This is a genomic window from Halobium salinum (assembly GCF_026586625.1).
In the GTDB taxonomy this organism is placed as follows: domain Archaea; phylum Halobacteriota; class Halobacteria; order Halobacteriales; family Haloferacaceae; genus Halobium; species Halobium salinum.
This window is the reverse complement of the sequence record NZ_JAODIW010000006.1, coordinates 1,012,202-1,026,166: the sequence shown is the minus strand read 5'-3', so window position 1 is coordinate 1,026,166 and position 13,965 is coordinate 1,012,202. Positions and strand designations below refer to the sequence as shown.

Below are 13,965 nucleotides of genomic sequence, written 5' to 3'. Positions count from 1 at the left end.
GTTTCCGAGCCACTCTTTTCCGCTCCCGGCGTTTCGGAGCGACCGGACCATGACGAACCGCACACCCCTCGGCCGCGCCCGCGGCGCCCTCCTCGGACTGGCCTGCGGCGACGCCCTCGGGCGCCCGGTCGAGTTTCGCACCGCCGACGACATCGAGCGCGAGCACGGCCGCGTCACCGAGATGCTCGGAAACGGCACGTGGCACCAGCCTGCGGGGACCATCACCGACGACACGGAGATGGCGCTCTGCATCGCCCGGAGCCTCGCCGAGCGCGGGTCGTTCGCACCGACCGACGTGGCCGACCGCTTCGTCGCGTGGTACGAGTCGGGCCCCTTCGACGTGGGGAACATGACCGCCGACGCGATTCGGAACCTGCAGGACGGCGTCGCCCCCGACGAGGCCGGCGAGATGGTGTGGCACGCCCGACCGGAGGGGAAGAACGCCGGCAACGGGAGTGTCATGCGCTGTGTCCCCTACGCGCTGGCGTTCCACGACGACCTCGACAGTCTGGACCGCGCCAGTCGTCGGTCGTCGGCCATCACCCACGCCGACCCGCGCTGTCGCGCCGGCTGTGCCGTGCTGAACCGCACCGTCGCGGGTCTCCTCACTGGCGACGGGGACGAGGACCCCTACGCGCCGCTTCGGGGCGCCCTCGACGCGACCGACGTGCCCGACGACCTCCGGGCCGCGCTGGAGCCGGTCGCTCGCGGCGAGCGGCCCGGCCACCTGCGCTCGACGGGGTACGTCGTCGACACCCTGCAGACCGCGCTGTGGCTCGCGCTGAGCGCCGAGTCGGCGGAGGTGGCGATTGTCGACGCCGTGAACATGGGCGGCGACGCCGACACCGTCGGCGCGGTGACGGGTGCGGTCGCGGGAGCGCGCTTCGGCGCCGAGGCGTTGCCGGAACGATGGCTGGCCGAAATCGACGAGCGCGAGGAGTTGTGGGAGTCGGCGACGACGCTGTACGAGACGGCGTTTCCGGCAGTGGCGTGAGCACCTCGTGGTTCTCTCGACGCGGTACCCCCCGACGCGGATTCCGTCCTCGACGAGCGATAGGCGGGTTCGTTCCGCTTCCAGGGCCGAACGGTTCACAGGGGAATCCGAAGGGTCTAGCCAGACCTCAGCGGGTGGCTCGACGCGATACTTCCGTTCAGCCCGTCACCAACTGACTCAGCTCCGCGAGTCGTGCCGCGTATCCAGCGAGCGGCTCCCCGCAGAAGTACGATACAGTCCCGGTGGCCGTGCTGAATACGGAGGGTGTATGCAGCGACCTCAGACCCCCGAACGTCACTGTAGCAATCCGACAACGGCGGTCTCCTCAAACTACTTCCGTCTGCATACACAGCATATGCACATGAGTACGTCAATCCGCGTCTCCGACGAGACGAAGGAGAAACTGGCGCGGCTGAAGCGTGAAGACGAGAGTTGGGACGAGTTTCTCGACCGATTGGCGAACGAGGGATCGGGAATGAAGGCTGGTGCGTGGAAAGGAACTGACAAAGCCGAAAAGGCGCGCGAAGCAATCAAACGGTCTCGAGAGAGCTTCCAACAGTGACCTTTCTCGATTCGTCGGCTATCATCGATTACCTCGATGGTGTCGAGGACGTAGTCACGTTCGTCGATGAACGACCGACTTTGGTCACGTCCAGCATCTGTATCTATGAAGTTCTCGCTGGTGAGGTATTTTCAGCTGGTGAGACAGACCTCATCGGGGCGCGTGAGAACTTCGGCCGAGTCACTGCTCTCGACTTCTCCGAAGAGATCGCGTTTGAAGCTGCCCGGATGCAGAGCCGCCTTCTCGAATCTGGCAATCCTCTGTCGCCACGTGACCTCATGATTGCAGCTACGGCGCGATCCGAAGGGAAGGAACTGGTCGTCTCCGACGCTGACTTCGATACGGAAGGCCTCCGTGAACTCCTCTCCGTCCGGAGATTTGGGCCGTGTTAGTCCCTTCGGGCACTGCCTGTATGTGGTACGTCGGTCAGGCTCGGACCGACGACCGGCGACGAATCAAACGTGTAGATTCAGCGGACACAGTGACCAGTCCCGTAACTCAGCCTACCCCCATTGTACTAAGCCACGACTGGTAGCTGGTTCCGATAAGAAACCTGAGGAGATGGAACTCTGAATCGCCCGCCGACGTAGCACTACACCGCCGACAATAGCGACGGGGGCGAGACCTTGCAGGAGGCGACGTTTATTCACGTCCCCCAATCGGCGCAGGGATACCAAACCTACTCGGGAAAAGACAGAGAGAGGTTCGCCCGACTTGCGCTCTGTATGCAGCGGAGATACCCTGACAGCGACCGTTCAGTTCTGAACAGCGAAAATAGACACACGCTCTGACTCTTGCAGCTGAGTCAGACCGAATCACATTGAAACAAAGTCACCTATCGGCTCCGCCTTCGACGCGGTGCGTGACGCCCCCTTCAGTTCGGCAACGGACAGAGACTCGCCGTGAACACCACCGTCTCGTCGGTGTCGTTGCGGGCGCCGTGGACGACGCCGCGCTCGTGGAGCACGACGCCGGGGGCCTCGACCGCCTCCTCGTCGTCGCCCTGCAGGACCGTCACGGTCCCGCGCAGGACGTGGAAGACGTTCGTACTGTCGCCGTGTTCGTGGGCGTCGAGTTCGGCACCGGGGCCGAGTGCGAACGCCTTGACGAGCACGTCGTCGGTGACGACCAGTTCGGCCGTCTCGACCGCGCCGTCGTCTGGGTCGAGGTCGGCTTCGGCGTCGGGGAGTCTGTCGAGCATCAGTGGCCCTTGGTGGGGACCCTCCTATAGCGTGGCGCCCCCGAGCCGGTTCGGAGTACGCGTCGGCGGACCGCGAAGGGGCCTATGCACCCGCTAAACTGGTCAGCGAGCGTTCCTTTTCGACGATATCCACTGAAAGTATAAGTGGAGGCCCTCTGTACCCCGGAGCCATGCCTGCGATGAGTCTCCTCGACTGGGTCGGACTGGTCGGGCCGTACGCCCTGTTCTTCGTGATGCTGGTGGTGTACTACGTCTGGGAAGGCCGACGCGAGAAGGCGCTCCGCCGACAGTATCGGGAGGGCGGGGATGCAGAGTAGCGGCGGCATCGCCGGGGCGGCCGGCTTCTGGGTCCTGGTGACGTTCAGCGCCTACCTCGTCGTCCTCGTCGGCATCGGGCTCTGGTCGGCGAAGTTCATGGACGGGGTCGACGACTACGTCATCGGCGGCCGGCGCATCGGCCCGGTCGTGACGGGGTTCTCCGAGCGCGCCTCCGAGATGAGCGGCTGGCTCACCCTCGGGGTGCCCGCCGACGCGTTCAACTCCGGTATCATCGCCTTCTACAACGGGCTGGGCATGATTCCGGCCGACCTGTTCGCGTGGGCCGGCATCGCCAAGCGACTCCGGAAGTACACCGAAATCGTCCGCGCCGTCACCCTCCCCACCTTCTTCGAGACGCGCCTCCAGGACGGGACCGGCCTCGTCAAGGGCACCTCCGCGGTCGTCCTGATGCTGTTCGAGGGGGGGTACGTCGGTGCGCAAATCGTCGCCGCCGGGACGCTCCTGCAGGTGCTCACGGGCGTCTCCCCGCTGGTGGGTATCCTCGTCGGCGGCGTCATCGTCGTCGGCTACACCATGCTCGGCGGCTACTTCGCCGTCGCGTGGTCGGACTACTTCCAGGGCGCCATCATCCTCGCCGCGTTCGCCATCCTCCCGATTCTGGCGTTCAGTTCCTACGGGCTCCCCTTCGACGAACTCGCGGCCATCGGTGACGGGTCGCTGACGAGCATCTCGGCCGGACTGACCGGCTGGGCCGCGGTGTTCGGCATCATCAGCTACGCCGCCATCGGACTGGGCGTCCCCGGCAACCCCCACATCATGGTGCGGTTCATGGGTATCGACCGGGTGAAGAACGTCCGCCTCGCCGCGCTCGTCGCCCAGCTGTTCATGTTCGTCGCGTACGTCGGTGCCGCGCTCGTCGGCCTGTACGCGCTCGTCGCGTTCGGGCAGGGCGGGATTCAGGACGTGGACAACGTGATGCCCAGCCTCACCCTCGAACTGTTCCCCGGCGTCGTCGCCGGCATCATCCTCGCCGCCGCGCTCGCGGCGATGATGTCCAGTGCGGACTCCCAACTCCTCGTGGCGACCAGCGCCGTCGTCGAGGACGTCTACCACGGCTACGTCAACGAGGAGGCCAGCCAGGCCCAACTCGTCAGGTACTCCCGGTACGTCACGCTCGGCCTCGGCGGGCTCTCCATCGCCTTCGCCTGGGTCGCACGCAACACCGCCGTCTACACGCTCGTCCTCGACTACGCGTGGGGCGGGTTGGGGGCCGCACTCGGGCCGACCCTCATCGCCACGCTCTGGTGGAAGCGCGTCACCGCCGAGGGCGCCGTCGCCAGTATGGGCGTCGGCGCGACGACCATGATTATCTGGACGCAGTTGGGGGGCATCCTCAAGGCCGTCGGCGCCATGTCGGCCGTCGAGGCGTCCCCGTTCCTCACCGGCCTCGTCGGCGTCTACGGGCTCTTCCCGGCGTTCATCCTCTCGTCGTTGGCGCTCGTCACCGTCTCGCTCGCGACGACCCCCCCGACCGGCGTCGACGAGCACTTCGAGGTGTTCCAGAAGCCCCTCTCGGAACTGACGAACGAAGAGCGCGGCGGCGCCCCGGGCGGGGCTCCATCGTACGTCACCGACGGCGGTCGAGCGGGGGACGACGCCGGCCCGAAGGTCGTCACCGAGGCCGACAACATCCGCGCCCACGTCACCGCCAGCGGCTACTGGGACGAAGCCGAGGAGGGGACGGAGTAATCGTGTCGACCGGAGACGACACGACTGCGGACGCGGGCCACCCGCCCGTCGGCCGGCGTCGGGAGACGGCCACCCTCTCGGTCATCCCCCCGGCGGTCCCCCGCGAGGCGGTCGAGAGCACCGGCCGGGTCGGCGCCGTCGCCTACCCCTACCGCGTGTACGACGCCGCGGTTTCCATCGACCGCGCGTTCATGTCCCCCCGCCGTACGCGCTTCGTCGCCAGCGTCGACCGCTCGCGGCGGCTCGTCGTCCGCGCGGATACCTTCCCCGAGGTCGAGGAGCGGACGGTTGAGGACGTGCTCGTCCTGCCCTCGGAGTTGTCGGCCGAGGTTTGTCTGGAGCGCGCCGAGAAGTCGGTGTTTCAGTGGACGCTCCGGAAGTTCTCGACGAACGATGCACCTGACATCGAGATGGAGCGTACCGCGGACGTCTACAAGCTGTTCTGGCTGGCGCGGCGGCCGGAGGGCGACGTAATCGTCGACAGCGTGCGCGGGTCCGAGTCGCCGCTCGTGGAGTAGAGGCCGTCGCACGGTCGCGGACGCTCCGAGTCGTCCGCGCGAGCCCTGTCGCGGGCCAGCGAGTCGGGGGGTTGACGACCTCGAACCGGGCAACGGAGTTATACTCGGTCCCCCCGGCATCCACTGCATGTCCGACCGGGAGGCGCCGACGGCGGGCGGGGGAGCGAACGTCGGGAACGAGTCGCCCGTGATCGAGGCGACCGTCGAGACCGACGAGGCGACGATCACCGACGACTCGGAGCTCGAACGGACGCTCGGGCTCGCCGGCGGACTCGCCATCGGCGTCGGGACGATGATCGGTGCCGGCATCTTCGTCTTTCCCGGCTTGGCGGCGGGCCGAGCCGGACCCGCGGCCGCCGGGTCGTTCGCCATCGGGGCCGTCGTCGCCCTGCTCGTGGCGCTGCCGGCGTCGGAGCTGGCGACGGCGATGCCCAAGAGCGGCGGCGCGTACTACTTTATCTCGCGCGGGCTCGGTGCGCTCGCGGGGACCGTGGTGGGACTGTCGCTCTGGTTCGGCCTCGTGTTCGCGACGGCGTTCTACCTCGTCGGATTCGGCTACTACGCGGTCGACACGCTCACGGAGGTCGGGGTGAGCGTCGGCGACGGGTTCGTCGTCCCGCTCGCGGTGGCGCTCGGCGTCGCGTTCACCGTCCTGAACGCCACCGGGACCGAGAACGCCGCCAAGCTCCAGAACGGGGTCGTCGCGCTGCTCTTGTCCATCCTCGCCGTCTTCCTGACCTACGGCGGTCTGGACGCCCTGGGAGTGCTCGGGCGCCCGAGCCCTCCACAGACCTTCGTCCCGTTCGGGCTGGCGCCGGTGTTCACCACGGCGGCGCTCGTGTTCACCTCCTACCTCGGGTTCGCACAGGTGGCGACGGTCGCCGGTGAGATGAAGTCACCAGGCCGGAACCTACCGCTCGCGATGGTCGGCTCCGTCCTCGTCGTCGGCGTTCTCTACGTGGCGACCATCTTCGTGGCGACGAGCGCCTTCGAGAGTGCCCGCCTCGCATCGTTCGGCGAGACGGCGATGGTCGAGGTCGGTCGCCGGTTCCTGGGTCGGGCCGGGGCGGTCGCCATCGTGTTCGGCGGCCTGCTCGCGACGATGTCCAGCGCGAACGCGTCGGTCCTCAGCACGTCGCGGGCCATCTACGCCGTCTCCAAGGACGCGCTCCTCCCGCGATGGGCGAGCCGGATCAACCTCCGGTACGGCACGCCCCACGTCGCGCTCGGCATGGCCGGCGGCCCAATCGTGGTTCTCGCCGCGACCGGACGGGTCGAGATACTCGCCGAGGTCGCCTCCTTCCTCCACCTCGTCCTCTACGGCCTCCTCTGTGTCTCGCTCGTCGTACTCCGGCGCGACGAACCCGACTGGTACGACCCGGACTTCCGGACGCCCGGCTACCCTGTCGTCCCGGTGCTCGGCGCGCTCGCCAGTTTCGCGCTCATCGGGTTCATGCAACCGACGTCACAGGTCATCGGAGCCGGCATGATGGTCGTGAGTGCAGGGTGGTATTACTACTACGCTCGGGACGTACGGTTGAAGGGTGCTCTCTGATGACACGTGTACTCGTCCCGTTGGCCGTCCTCGAAGGGGAGTCGGTGTCGCTCGGGCTGATGAACCTGCTCGGGACGGTCGACGTGACCGTCCTCGGCTACCACGTGCTGCCCGAACAGACCCCACCCGACCAGGCCAGGCTCCAGTACGAGAAGCGGGCGAACGAGACGCTCGCCGACGTCGTAGAGGAGTTCCGCCTGGCCGGCGGCGCGGCCGACTCCAGGCTCGTGTTCACCCCCGACCGGACGAAGACGATTCGCCGAGTCGCTGACGAGGTCGGCGCGGCGGCGTACACCATCAAAGGGGCTACCGGCGCCGTCGAACGACTGCTCGTCCCGCTGAGCGGCGACGTCGACGTCGACCGGGTGTTGTCGTTCGTCGTCGACCTCGTCGCCGACCGAGACATCGGGGTGACACTGCTGCTCGTGACCGACGACGAATCCGAAGGTCGACGCTCGCTCGACGAGGCCGAGGCGACGCTGGCCGAGCGGGGGCTCGACGTCCGTACCGAACTCGTGGTCGGGGGGGACCCGTTCGACGCGCTCGTCGACGCCTCCCCGAGCCACGAAGCCGTCGTGATGGGCGAGCAGGCGCCGTCGCTCCGGTCGTCCCTGTTGGGTGAGGAGACAGACCGCGCGGCCGCCGAGTCCGTCAGTCCGGTGCTCGTCGTCCGGCGCGACCCCGAGAACGAGACGTAGGGGGAAGCCGACGACGAGCGCCGAGGTACCGGGACTCAGACGAGTTCTTCTGCGACCACGTCGGCGGCCAACAGGTCGGGGTCGACCGCGAGGTCGGCCTGGCCCTTCGCGAACTCCGGGAGGGAGTCGTGGGCGTAGAAGACGACCTTCACGTCGGGGTTACGGTCCTTCGCGATGGACACCGCGGTGGCGTCGTCCGCGTCGGTGACGACGAACAGGTCGGCGTCGTCGATGCCGGCGGCGTCGAGCGACTCGCCGGTGGCGACGCCCTCGACTCGCGTGACCTCGACGCCCTCGTCCTCGAGCGCCTCGCCCAGACCGTCCGCGTCGGCACCGGAGACGACCGCCTTCTTCGTGTCGGTCCCGCTCATCACTCGTACTCGATGGTCGCGGGCGGTTTGTGCGTCACGTCGTAGACGACGCGGGCGACGTTCTCGTTGGCGCCGGTGATACGGCTCTGGATGCGCTGGAGGGTCTCCCAATCGAGTTCCTGAGCACGGGCGGTCATCCCGTCGCGTGACTCGACGGAGCGGACGGCGACGATCCACCCGTGGACGCGGTTGTCACCCTTCACCCCCGTCCCCTTGCCGACGACGGCGGCGAGCGCCTGCCACGGGTCGTACTCCTCCAACTCCTCCTCGACGACGTGACAGGCGTCGCGGGCGACCGCGACCTTCTCCTTCGTCACCTCGCCGACGACGCGGACCGCGAGGCCGGGCCCGGGGAACGGCATGCGCTCGGCGACGACCGATTCGAGGCCGAGTTCGCGGGCCACCTCGCGCACCTCGTCCTTGTAGAGGTCGCGGACGGGTTCGACGATGCCCTCGAAGTCGACGACGTCGGGCAGGCCGCCGACGTTGTGGTGGGACTTGATTCCGCCTTCGCTTTCGATGCGGTCGGGGTAGATGGTCCCCTGGACGAGGTAGTCGGCGTCGGCCTCCTTCGCCTCGCGCTCGAACTCGCGGATGAACTCCCGGCCGATTATCTCTCGTTTCTCCTCTGGGTCGACGACCCCTTCGAGGGCGTCGAAGAAGCGGTCCTCGGCCTCGACGATTCGCAGGGAGGACATGTGCGAGAAGGTCTCTCTGACCTCCTCGGTCTCGCCCTTGCGCATCAGGCCGGTGTCGACGTAGACGGCAGTGAGGTTCTCCCCCAGCGCGCGGTACGCCAACTCGGCGGCGACGGAGGAGTCCACGCCACCCGAGAGGCCGATGACGGCGTGAGCGTCGCCGACCTCCTCGCGAATCTCGGCGACGGCCTCCTCGACGAACGACTCGGCGTCGACCATCAGTGGCTCACCTCCCGGGACTCGACGCCGGTGCGGTCGAGGACGGCGTCGAGTAGCCCGACGAACGGCGGGCTGGCGCGGTCCGGTCGCGAGCGGAACTCGGGGTGGAACTGCGTCCCGAGGAAGTACGGGTGGTCGTCGACCTCGACGATTTCCATACGGTTACCGGCCTTCCCCGAGAACGTGAGGCTTCCGGACTCCAGCTGCTCGATGTACTCGGGGTTCACCTCGTAGCGGTGGCGGTGGCGCTCCTCGCAGGCATCGGCGCCGTACACGCGGTGGGCGAGCGTCCCCGACTCGATGTCGGTCGAGTGGGTGCCGAGGCGCATCGTCCCGCCCATGTCGTCCATGTCGTACTGCTCGGGCAGGAGGTCGATGACGGGGTGGGGGGTCTCGGGGTCGATTTCGGCGGAGTGCGCGCCGTCGAGCCCGGCGACGTTACGGGCGTACTCCACGACCGCCATCTGGAAGCCCAGACAGAGGCCGAGGAAGGGGACGTCGTTCTCGCGGGCGTAGCGGATGGCCTCGATTTTGCCCGCCGTCCCTCGGGAGCCGAACCCGCCGGGGACGACCACGCCGTCCGCGTCGCGCAGGCGGTCGGCGTGCTGGTCGTGCATCTCGTCGGCATCGACCCAGTGGACGTTCACCTCGACGCCGTGTTCGATGCCGGCGTGCTTGAGCGACTCGTGGACCGACATGTACGCGTCTTCGAGGTCGTACTTTCCGACCAGCGCGACGTCCACCTCCCCGGAGCGCTCGCGGGTGACGAGCTCCCGCCACCGGCTGTCGCGCTCGCCGCGGGGAAGGGCCTCGTCGGCGACGTCGAGGTACTCCATCACGTACTCGTCGAGGCCCTCCTCCTCGACCATCAGCGGGACGTGGTAGATGTCCGCTACGTCGGGGTTCGAGAAGACGGCCTCGGTGGGCACGTCACAGAACAGGGCGATTTTGCGCTTGGTCTCGGGGTCGAGCTTGTCCGAACAGCGCCCGACGAGCACGTCCGGCTGGAGGCCGATGCTGCGAAGCTCCTTCACCGAGTGCTGAGTGGGCTTGGTCTTCTGCTCGCCGTTCTTCGAGTAGGGGACGAGCGTGACGTGCGCGAAGAGAATGTCGTCGTCGTCCTCCTCGTGGGCGAACTGGCGCAGTGCTTCGAGGTAGGGCATCCCCTCGATGTCGCCGACGGTCCCGCCGATTTCGACGAGACAGACGTCGGAGCCCTCGGCGGCCTCGCGGATGCGCCGCTTGATGTCGTCGGTGATGTGTGGGATGACCTGCACCGTCTTTCCGAGGTAGTCGCCGGCGCGCTCCTTCTCGATGACGTGTTTGTACGTCTTCCCCGTGGTGACGTTGTGGTCGGAGGTCATGTCGACCCCGAGGAACCGCTCGTAGTTCCCCAGGTCGAGGTCGACCTCCCCGCCGTCTTTCAGCACGTACACCTCCCCGTGCTGGTAGGGGTTCATCGTCCCCGCGTCCACGTTGAGATACGGGTCTATCTTCACCGCGGTGACGTCGAAGCCGGCGTTCGACAGGAGTCGGCCGGTGCTGGCGGCCGTGATACCCTTGCCGAGCCCGGACATGACGCCCCCGGTCACGAAAATGAACTTGCGCCCGAGGTCGGGGTCGTACCCCGTGTCGGCGTCCTTCGGCATACCGAGTGTCTGCGAGGCCGCTCCAAAACGGTTTCGAAGCGGTCAACGTGTGCGGGGTCGGCGCACGTTCAGGCTCGGTGGCGGGCGCGGCACCGTCCACGCTGATGGGCGCGGCGCCGCCCGCGCCGCGGCGGTAGTTTCTCACCCTCCCCCGACCTACCCCCGACCAACAGACCGTGTCCATCACCCACGACTACCACGTCCACTCGAACTACTCCGACGGGGAGTTCCTCTGGAAGATGCTCCGCGGCGCCGAGGCCGCCGGCCTCGACGCCGTCGGCTTCGCCGACCACTGCAACGTCGCCGACCGCGAGTCGATGCGCCTGGAGAAGTGCCAACTCGGGTTCACCCTCGACGAGACGTACGAACGCCGTCGCGCCGCCATCGAGTCGTTCCGGGATTCGTTCGACCTCACCGTCTACGACGCCGTCGAGATGGACTACGACCCCCGCGACGAAGCCCGCATCGAGGCGTTTCTCGACGAGGCAGACTTCGACTACGCGGTCGCGTCGGTCCACCACGTCGGCGACCGCAACGTCCAGTCGAAGGGGCCGTTCCGCGACCTGAGCGAGGCCGAACGCCGCGTCGTCGTCGACGACTACTTCGACGCGCTCGTCGCGCTCGCCGAGTCCGAACTGTTCGAGGTGATGGCCCACCCGGACCTCGTCGAGCGCAACCCCCTACTGCGGGGGTTCGCCACCGACGACCACTACGAACGGGTCGCCATCGCCCTCGCCGGCTCGCGGACGGTGCCCGAACTCAACGCCGGCCGCGTCCTCGACGACTACGGCGAGTTCCACCCCGCACCCGCCTTTCTGGAGGCGATTCTCGACCACGACGTGTCGGTGACGGTCGGCTCCGACTCCCACCGCCCGGAGGAGGTCGAGAAGCGGGTGCCGGTGCTCAAGGAGCGGTTCGCCGAACTGGACGTCGAGCCGGTTCGCATCGTCTGAGTCGGCTGCGGGGGCGCCGGGGGGTGAGGCGATCCGGCGGTCGGGCGAGCACGCCGGTCAGGTCGGTCGTGACCCCCGAAGGTGCCGCAGAATCGTCGGGAGCTTCGGCAGGTCCTTCGGTCGGAACGGGTAGAGTCGAGCCAGCGAGAGCGTGTCCAGTTCGTAGGTCCTGAGCCGTTCTGCCTTCCCCGGCGGTAACGCGGCGACGCGCTCGACGAAGGCGTCCTGCTGGGCGTCGTCGAAGTCGTACAGGAGTTCGCTCACGACCCGCTGGAGCTTCCACGCCCGGCCCCGACGGTCGTTCCACCGGCGCTCGTACGGCAGGAGCCACGGCCGGCTCACCTCGCCGGCTCGGAGCGCCGACAGCGCCACCTCGGCGGCCATCCGCGCCGACTCCATCCCCGGACGAATTCCCTCGCCGAAGAGGGGGTTGATGCTGGAGGCGGCGTCGCCGACCGCGAGGAAACCGTCCCCCGCCCGGCGGTTCATCGAGTCGTTCCACACCGCCTCGCCGGCGTGTCTGGCCCGGACGGTCTCGACCTTCCAGCGCGGGTCGGTCTCGACCCAGCGCTCGACGTAGTCGGTGATGGTGCGCCCGTCGGGGCGGGCCGCGCGGAACTCGTCGACCCAGCAGACGCCCGCCTTGAACACCTCCTCGCCCGCCGGGAACGTCCACGCGTACCCACCCGGGGCGTCGGCGTGGTCGAAACTGAACAGGAGCGTGTCGTCGGTGTCGTAGCGGCCTTCGGCCTCGATTTCGAGCCCGATGCCGCGGTGGGCAGTCCCGGTGTCGAAGTAGCCGAGCGGGTCGGAGAGGGTCGCGGCCGGGCCGGTCGCGTCGACCGTGATTCGAGCGCGGAGCGTCCCGTCCTCGCCGTCGGCGGTGCGGTAGCGCACGCCGCGGACGGTGCCGTTCTCGACGACCGGGCCGGTCACCCGGTGGCCGGTCAGCACGTCGGCACCGTCGCTCGCGGCGTCCTCGCCGAGGAACTCGAGGAAGTGGGGGAAGTCGAGGACGTAGGTGTCCATCGGGTGTCGACAGCCGTTGTTGGGGCTCTCGAAGGTGACCGACCCCGCCTCGGCCATCACCACGTTGTCGGGGACGCCGTACCCCTCGACGACCTCGGGAAACGTCCCGCCGGTCGACTTGTCGTTGTCCGAGAGGGCGGCGTTGCGTTCGAGGACGGCGACCGACCGGTCCGAGTTCGAGACGACCTCCCGCGCGAACTGGAGGCCGGCGGGACCCGCACCGGCGACGACGAAATCGTACTCGGGGTCCATACCGAAAACGAGACAGCAGACACACATGACCGTTCCGTTCCGGGTCGGTGCGGACCACTCCGGTCCCCGACGCTACCGGCCGTCGTCCTCGTCTTTGAACCCGTAGACCCCCTCGACGTCGAGGACGAGTTCGGAGCCGAACGCGCCGGCGGGCGTCTGGAACCCGGTCGGTGCGTCGCCGTCGAGGACGCGGCTCGTACACTCGAGGGCGGCGCGAGCGGTGAGCGTAATCGGGTGTGGCGTCCGCAGCCGGGAGACGACCGTCTTCGAGCCGTTCGTCGCCTCACCCCACACCCAGGCGAACCCCTGCTCCCGGGCGGCCTCGTCCGGGCCGCTCACGGTCCTGTCGACGAGCCACGAGAGCCCGCCGCGGACGGCGTCGCTTTTGAGCGCCGGTCCGAGGAGGCGCTCGGCCCGGAAGAAGAGCCGGAGACCGCGGCCGGCGGCCATGTAGACGACGACGTTCGGCACGCCGGTGGTGTGGTACGCCGTCGACACGTCACCCCAGGGGACAGTGACGGCGCGGCGACGCCCCCGCCCGAAGTCGATGGTCCGGGTGCGCCAGCCGGCGGGCACCTCCTTCAGCCGGCCCGACTGGCGGACGATGCCGCCGCGACCGAGCCGCTGAATGCCGGTTCGAAGGGTCCCCGGACCGACGCCGCCCTGCGCGTCGAAGCCGAGTTCGAGACCCGTCGCGTCGGGCAGACGCGCCGCGAGGTGGGCGGCGAGGCAGTCGGTGGGAACCACGTCGAAGCCGGCGCCCGGGAGGAGCGTGACGCCGGCCTCCGTGGCGGCGGCGTCGCGCCGGCGGAGTTTCTCGAAGACGCCGATTTCGCCGGTGATGTCGAGGTAGTGGGTGCCGGTGTCGACGCAGGCTTCGACGAGGGGCCACGCCGTCGTCGAGAACGGCCCGGCGCAGTTGAGCACGGCGTCCACGTCGGCGAGGCGGTTCCCCGCCTCGTCGAGGTCGAACACCCGAGCGGGGAGGTCGAGGTCGTCCGCCTGGGCCGTGACGGCGTCCGCGTCGCGGCCGGCGAGGACGGGCTCGAACCCCCGGTCGACCGCCTCGCGAGCCACGAGGCGGCCGGTGTAGCCGTACGAGCCGTAGATGAGGAGGTCGCCCATACCGGAGGGGTCGACCGCGGGGCGGTAAACACTACTGGTTGCGCCACATTCGCCGCGGAAGGAAGGTCGAGGGACGGAACCGAGAGGCGCCGGCGCGCGAGTCACGGTCGGCG

At 68.4% G+C, this 13,965-nt stretch carries 15 protein-coding genes; 9 read left to right on the top strand and 6 right to left on the bottom strand.

Going from position 1 to position 13,965, the window contains the following annotated elements:
- The first annotated feature begins 49 nt into the window (after positions 1-49).
- From N5095_RS08465 to N5095_RS08455, 3 genes are all read left to right on the top strand, one after another.
- Positions 50-994 (top strand): ADP-ribosylglycohydrolase family protein, encoded by a 945-nt coding sequence (locus N5095_RS08465; protein WP_267622336.1) that lies wholly within the window; start codon positions 50-52, stop codon positions 992-994.
- A 361-nt stretch (positions 995-1,355) separates the two neighbouring features.
- Positions 1,356-1,556 carry a DUF7557 family protein gene (locus tag N5095_RS08460; RefSeq protein WP_267622335.1) on the top strand — a complete coding sequence of 67 codons (201 nt, stop codon included), beginning with the start codon at positions 1,356-1,358 and terminating at the stop codon, positions 1,554-1,556.
- Positions 1,553-1,948 (top strand): type II toxin-antitoxin system VapC family toxin, encoded by a 396-nt coding sequence (locus tag N5095_RS08455; protein ID WP_267622334.1) that lies wholly within the window; start codon positions 1,553-1,555, stop codon positions 1,946-1,948. The genes N5095_RS08460 and N5095_RS08455 overlap by 4 nt, the downstream gene beginning before the upstream one ends.
- A 482-nt stretch (positions 1,949-2,430) precedes the next feature.
- Here N5095_RS08455 and N5095_RS08450 read toward each other — a convergent pair whose 3' ends face one another.
- Positions 2,431-2,757, bottom strand: coding sequence for a cupin domain-containing protein (locus N5095_RS08450; RefSeq protein ID WP_267622333.1), 327 nt, complete (start codon positions 2,755-2,757; stop codon positions 2,431-2,433).
- A 170-nt stretch (positions 2,758-2,927) separates the two neighbouring features.
- On the opposite strand from N5095_RS08450, the gene N5095_RS08445 reads away from it, so the two are divergent.
- The 5 genes from N5095_RS08445 to N5095_RS08425 all read left to right on the top strand — a co-directional run bounded on the left by N5095_RS08445 (position 2,928) and on the right by N5095_RS08425 (position 7,556).
- Positions 2,928-3,074, top strand: coding sequence for a hypothetical protein (locus N5095_RS08445; protein WP_267622332.1), 147 nt, complete (start codon positions 2,928-2,930; stop codon positions 3,072-3,074).
- A complete protein-coding gene (locus N5095_RS08440) occupies positions 3,064-4,785 on the top strand; it encodes a sodium/proline symporter (RefSeq protein ID WP_267622331.1) in 1,722 nt (573 codons plus the stop codon). Before N5095_RS08445 ends, N5095_RS08440 begins: the two co-directional genes overlap by 11 nt.
- A gap of 2 nt (positions 4,786-4,787) precedes the next feature.
- Positions 4,788-5,303, top strand: coding sequence for a hypothetical protein (locus N5095_RS08435; protein WP_267622330.1), 516 nt, complete (start codon positions 4,788-4,790; stop codon positions 5,301-5,303).
- 127 nt (positions 5,304-5,430) lie between these two features.
- A complete protein-coding gene (locus N5095_RS08430) occupies positions 5,431-6,858 on the top strand; it encodes an APC family permease (RefSeq protein WP_267622329.1) in 1,428 nt (475 codons plus the stop codon).
- Positions 6,858-7,556 (top strand): universal stress protein, encoded by a 699-nt coding sequence (locus N5095_RS08425; protein WP_267622328.1) that lies wholly within the window; start codon positions 6,858-6,860, stop codon positions 7,554-7,556. The genes N5095_RS08430 and N5095_RS08425 overlap by 1 nt, the downstream gene beginning before the upstream one ends.
- A 35-nt stretch (positions 7,557-7,591) precedes the next feature.
- Here N5095_RS08425 and N5095_RS08420 read toward each other — a convergent pair whose 3' ends face one another.
- Genes N5095_RS08420 through pyrG form a run of 3 tightly spaced genes read right to left on the bottom strand, consistent with a single transcriptional unit; the run spans position 7,592 to position 10,493 of the window.
- Positions 7,592-7,927, bottom strand: coding sequence for a DUF7126 family protein (locus tag N5095_RS08420; RefSeq protein WP_267622327.1), 336 nt, complete (start codon positions 7,925-7,927; stop codon positions 7,592-7,594).
- Positions 7,927-8,844 (bottom strand): glutamine-hydrolyzing GMP synthase, encoded by a 918-nt coding sequence (gene guaA / locus N5095_RS08415; protein WP_267622326.1) that lies wholly within the window; start codon positions 8,842-8,844, stop codon positions 7,927-7,929. The genes N5095_RS08420 and guaA overlap by 1 nt, the downstream gene beginning before the upstream one ends.
- Positions 8,844-10,493, bottom strand: a complete 1,650-nt coding sequence (gene pyrG / locus N5095_RS08410; RefSeq protein WP_267622325.1) for a CTP synthase — start codon at positions 10,491-10,493, stop codon at positions 8,844-8,846. The genes guaA and pyrG overlap by 1 nt, the downstream gene beginning before the upstream one ends.
- A 176-nt stretch (positions 10,494-10,669) precedes the next feature.
- On the opposite strand from pyrG, the gene N5095_RS08405 reads away from it, so the two are divergent.
- Positions 10,670-11,446 (top strand): PHP domain-containing protein, encoded by a 777-nt coding sequence (locus tag N5095_RS08405; RefSeq protein ID WP_267622324.1) that lies wholly within the window; start codon positions 10,670-10,672, stop codon positions 11,444-11,446.
- A 57-nt stretch (positions 11,447-11,503) separates the two neighbouring features.
- Here N5095_RS08405 and N5095_RS08400 read toward each other — a convergent pair whose 3' ends face one another.
- Entirely contained in the window at positions 11,504-12,727 is a 1,224-nt protein-coding gene (locus N5095_RS08400) for an NAD(P)/FAD-dependent oxidoreductase (protein WP_267622323.1), read from the bottom strand.
- A gap of 72 nt (positions 12,728-12,799) precedes the next feature.
- A complete protein-coding gene (locus N5095_RS08395) occupies positions 12,800-13,852 on the bottom strand; it encodes a saccharopine dehydrogenase family protein (RefSeq protein WP_267622322.1) in 1,053 nt (350 codons plus the stop codon).
- Between the last annotated feature and the right edge of the window lie 113 nt (positions 13,853-13,965).